This window comes from Candidatus Electrothrix sp. (assembly GCF_052785085.1).
Window position 1 is genome coordinate 1 of sequence record NZ_JALAAI010000186.1, and the last position, 5147, is coordinate 5147.

At 46.5% G+C, this 5147-nt stretch carries 3 protein-coding genes; all 3 read left to right on the top strand.

The window, feature by feature from the left end; translation table 11 throughout:
- Positions 1-410: 410 nt before the first annotated feature.
- The 3 genes from L2082_RS18320 to L2082_RS18330 are packed head-to-tail and all read left to right on the top strand — an operon-like array spanning position 411 to position 5043.
- Complete coding sequence (locus L2082_RS18320) at positions 411-2165, top strand: FAD-dependent oxidoreductase (RefSeq protein ID WP_446010698.1); 1755 nt, start codon at positions 411-413, stop codon at positions 2163-2165.
- Positions 2166-2173: 8 nt separating this feature from the next.
- Positions 2174-3994, top strand: a complete 1821-nt coding sequence (locus L2082_RS18325; protein ID WP_446010699.1) for a 2-oxoacid:acceptor oxidoreductase subunit alpha — start codon at positions 2174-2176, stop codon at positions 3992-3994.
- Positions 3991-5043 (top strand): 2-oxoacid:ferredoxin oxidoreductase subunit beta, encoded by a 1053-nt coding sequence (locus tag L2082_RS18330; protein WP_446010700.1) that lies wholly within the window; start codon positions 3991-3993, stop codon positions 5041-5043. The genes L2082_RS18325 and L2082_RS18330 overlap by 4 nt, the downstream gene beginning before the upstream one ends.
- The last annotated feature ends 104 nt before the right edge of the window (positions 5044-5147 follow it).

Below are 5147 nucleotides of genomic sequence, written 5' to 3' on the forward strand. Positions count from 1 at the left end.
GAAACAGCGGAGGCCATGTTGTATTTACGGGCGCATTACAAAGCTGGTCGATGGAACATGCTGAGAGAGCATATTTTTTCCCTCAAGGCAGCAAGTGTGGTTTGACCTACTTTTTGGGAATGCTCCCGCTGCGGCTTTGCTGCCTCAACAGGGTATTTTGCCGTACTTATTGGTTTGTTTTCCTGAGATCCCATATGAGCTTCTCCTGATTAAGGATGAATGGAGGACAGCTCGCAATATTTTATTCGATTCCGCTCAGTTCGTCGAGCATTCTGTAATTTTTTCTTTTTGTTGCTCACTGCATCATTCTAAAAAAACATTTCACAATGTGGCAATTATGCTTTAAAAAGATCATACAATAAAAGATTATATTCGAATTTCGTTCGGAAACAGCATTTGGAGAGTTCTCATTGAATCCAACAGATATTAATAATCCTGAGTATTTTCATAAAGTCATTGACTGCCAGTTTGCCTGCCCTGCCCATACTTGTGTTCCAGAGTATATCAGGCTTATTGCTGAAAAAAAATATACAGATGCCTATATGATCAACTGGGTGTCCAATGTATTTCCTGGTATTTTAGGCCGGGTCTGTGATCGACCTTGTGAGCCAGCCTGTCGCAGAGGAAGGGTGGAGGAAAAATCAGTTGCTATTTGTCGCCTGAAGCGGGTTTGTGCTGATAATAAGGGTGAAATACAAGACCGCCTTCCCAAAATTCCCAAGGAAAAAAATGGAAAAAAAATTGCTTTGATTGGTGGTGGACCTGCTTCCTTAACCGTGGCCAGAGACCTTTTACCCTTAGGATACAGTGTTGACCTGTATGATGACCAGGCTGAAGCGGGTGGCTTTGTCCGGAGTCAGGTTCCTGCCTTCAGACTGCCAAAAAAGGTTCTTGATGATGAAGTGAATATTATTCTGGATATGGGCGTGAAAACCTATTTCAATACCTATATCTCCAGCATGAAGAACTTTCTGAGAAAAGAGTATGATGCTGTTTTTATCGGTACCGGAGCCCCGCGCGGCAAGAACCTTGATCTGCCCGGCAGAAAGGAAGGAGCAGCCTTTATCCATATTGGGATTCAATGGCTGGCCTCGGTGCAGTACGGTCATATCAAACATACTGGCAAAACAACTCTGGTTATTGGCGGTGGCAATACAGCAATGGATTGCTGCCGGACTGCCAGAAGGCTTGGCGGCGAAGAGGTCAAGGTGGTTATCCGGGGGATCCGTGCAAACATGAAGGCCTCAGAATGGGAGATTGAAGACGCAGTACGAGAGGATATTCCGATTCTGGAGCAGCTTTCCCCGGTAGAGTTTGTCATGGAGCAGGAGAAGTTAACCGGAATTCGCTTTCAGGATACCTCAGAAGAGGGGGCTGGTAAGGATGATATCTTCATTGCCTGTGATGAGGTCTTGTTGGCGATTGGTCAGGAAAATGCCTTTCCCTGGATTGAACCCGAGGTTGGCCTGCTTTTTGATGATCGTGGTTTGCCAAAAGTGGATAAGATCACCTTGCAATCTAATATCCCAAAAATCTTTTTTGGCGGTGATGCTGCTTTTGGTCCCAAGAATGTCATCACAGCTGTTGCTCATGGGCACAAGGCCGCCCTTTCAATAGATCTTTTTTGCCAAGGGAAAGATCTTCAAGACAGGCCGCAGCCTATTACCTTACTCTATGGTCAGAAAATGGGCTTGCAGGACTGGATGTATCCCAGTGAGATTTCTGATGAACAACGGCAAAATGTCCCAACAGTGCCCAAGGTGAAGTCTATTAAGGATCGCCTGTTGGAAGTGGAATTGGGATTTGACAGGGAGCGAGGCTTGACAGAATCCCGGCGCTGCCTTAATTGCGATGTGCAGACCGTGTTCACTGCCAGTGAATGTATTGAATGCGATGCCTGTGTTGATGTCTGTCCCACAACCTGTATTAATTTTTTGGAAATTTCGGATAATGATGATGAGGAGAGCTTACGTCGCAAACTTGCCATTCCTGCAACCAACAGGACGCAATCGCTGTATGTCTCTGATACCTTACCAACGGGCCGGGTTATGGTGAAGGACGAGAATGTCTGTCTCCATTGTGGACTCTGTGCAGAACGGTGTCCCACATCAGCCTGGGATATGCAGAAATATACCTATATAACCGCAAAGGCAGGGCAGGAATAATGACAAGAATGATGAAAATTACAGCGGTCAATGATTTTGTTATCCGCTTTGCCAATGTCAATGGCTCAGGTTCGGCCAGTGCCAATAATCTCTTTGCCAAGGTTATTTTTCGTCTTGGCGTACCGGTCAGTCCCAAGAACATTTTTCCTTCCAATATACAGGGACTGCCAACCTGGTACGAGGTACGGGTCAATGAAAAGGGGTACCTGGGGCGTCGGGGAGGGTATGATTTTATTGTTGCGGTCAATGGCCGGACCTTAAAAAAGGATTATGACGATCTGGCACCGGGTGGATATTTTCTCTATGATTCCTCAAGAAAACTGGGAGATGACTTTCTCCGGGAGGATATCATCCTGATTGGCATTCCGTTAACAGAAATTTGTAATCAGCAGATTGAGAATCCAAGGCTGCGTCAATTGCTCAAAAATATCGTTTACGTTGGTGCCTTGGCCAGTCTCTTTGATATTGATTTTTCAGTGCTACGTGATTCCATTACCCGGCAATTCATAAAAAAGCCCAAACTTGCAGAACCAAATATCCAGGCCTTGGCGTTGGGTTTTAACTATGCTGCTGAATATTTTCCCCATGTTTGTAAGCTCTCTGTGCAGCCCAGCAATAAAATTACCAATCATGTTTTGATGGACGGTAATACAGCTCTTGGTTTGGGTGCTGTCTATGGCGGGGCCACCGTGGCTGGCTGGTATCCCATCACCCCTTCCACCTCGGTGATTGAGTCCTTTGATAAGTTCGTGAATCAGTATCGGGTGGATGAGGATGCTAAGAAAAAGGCAGCAATCATTCAGGCTGAAGATGAACTGGCAGCCCTTGGTATTGTGCTGGGTGCTTCCTGGAACGGGGCACGGGCCTTTACAGCCACCTCCGGCCCTGGTGTGTCCTTGATGAGTGAATTTTTAGGACTGGCCTATTTTGCTGAGATTCCAGTGGTGTTGGTGGATGTGCAACGTACTGGTCCCAGTACAGGTATGCCCACCCGGACCCAACAGGGCGATATTTTGAGTGCTGCCTATGCCTCCCATGGTGATACCAAGCATGTCCTGCTCTTTCCCTGTGATCCCAAAGAGTGTTTTGAAATGGCTGCGGACAGCTTTGATATTGCAGAAAAGATCCAAAGTCCGGTTATCATCATGACAGATTTGGATCTTGGCATGAATGATAATATGAGCCTGCCCATGCAATGGGATGATGTGCGTCAATATGATCGGGGCAAGGTCCTTGATAAGGATCAGCTGGAAGCAATGACCGAGAAATGGGGGCGGTATCTGGACGTGGATGGTGATGGTATCTGTTACAGGACATATCCTGGTACCCATCCTGAGCTGGGCTCCTATTTTACCCGTGGATCCTCCCATGACGAGTATGCCGCCTATACTGAAGACAGTGATGCCTATGAACGTTGCATGATGCGGCTGAACAGAAAATGGGAGACAGCCAAGGGTTTTGTGCCTGCACCCCGGATAAAGATATCTGATAACCAAGCTGGTTATGGAGTCGTATTTTTTGGTTCCAGTAGTCATGCCTCACATGAAGCCCTGGACATCATGGCCTCAAAAGGTTTTGTTATGAACAGGTTGCGTGTCAGAGGGATTCCTTTTCAGGACGAGGTTCAGGAGTTTCTGGACAGGCACGAGTTTGTTTTCATTATAGAGCAGAACCGGGACAGCCAGATGCGAACCTTGCTGATAACAGAATGCAAGGTTAACCCGGATACATTGCTCCCCATAACCAATATAGACGGGATGTCGCTCACAGCGGGCCTTATTGTGAAGGCCATAGAAGAAACAATTCAGCAGAAAGGAGGTGCCCAATGAGTGTACGTCGCCCGACATTTCGTCATCCAGATCTTCCGAAAAATGAGGCAGGCTACACCAGGCGTGATTATGAAGGTGCTGTTTCCACCCTCTGTGCAGGTTGCGGCCATGATTCCATCAGTAATGCCATCATCAATGCCTGCTATGAGCTTTGTATAGATCCCCATAGAGTTGTTAAGATGTCCGGGATTGGCTGTTCTTCCAAAACACCTGCCTATTTCCTGGGAAAATCCCATGGCTTTAATTCCGTGCATGGACGCATGCCCTCCATTGCCACTGGTGCCAATATGGCGAATAAAGAACTGCTTTATTTGGGCGTATCTGGTGACGGTGATACCGCTTCTATCGGGATGGGGCAATTTATTCATGTTGCCCGGCGCAATCTTAATATGAACTATATTATTATGAATAATGGCTGTTATGGGTTGACCAAAGGGCAGGATTCAGCAACCACAGACAGGGGATCAGCCAGCAGAAAAGGACATCCCAATCCTTTTGAATCTATTGACCTTTGTGAGCTTGCTATCCAGATGGGGGCAGGCTTTGTTGCCCGTGGATTTTCCGGAGACAAGGAGCAGCTTGTTCCTTTACTGAAAACAGCCCTGAAACATAACGGTTTTGCGGTTGTTGATGTTATTTCTCCCTGTGTAACCTTTAATAACACCACCACATCGACAAAAAGCTATCAATGGGTTCGTGACCATAGAGAGGCTACCGGGACTTTTGACTTTATTCCTTTTAAACAGGAGATTACAACCCAGTATAAAAAGGGAACCACCCAGTCGGTTGCTCTGCATGACGGTGGAGAGATTCATCTGCATAAAAGTGATGAATCCATAGATATAACCAGCCGCCGGGCTGCCATTGATGCCTTGGAGTATCACCGGGAAAAAGGGCGTCTTCTCACAGGAATCCTTCATGTTAATGAGGAACCCAGAGAAACCCATGACATCCTTGGAACGACTGATACCCCTTTAAATGCATTAACAGCAAAGGCGTTATGTCCTGGTGATGAAGTGTTGCAGGAGCTTCTTGAGCAGTATAGGTAGTATCTGCTGAATTTCTCTCCTGTTGAATAATTTCATTGCGTTGCATGTCAAAGTATGCCATTCTTGAGTCGTCCTTTAAATGCGCATTTATTAAGCTGGATGCG

Bases quoted from the DNA above. Each gene is read 5' to 3' on its own strand.
- L2082_RS18325 (WP_446010699.1), top strand. From the start codon at position 2,174: ATGATGAAAATTACAGCGGTCAATGATTTTGTTATCCGCTTTGCCAAT.
- L2082_RS18330 (WP_446010700.1), top strand. From the start codon at position 3,991: ATGAGTGTACGTCGCCCGACATTTCGTCATCCAGATCTTCCGAAAAAT.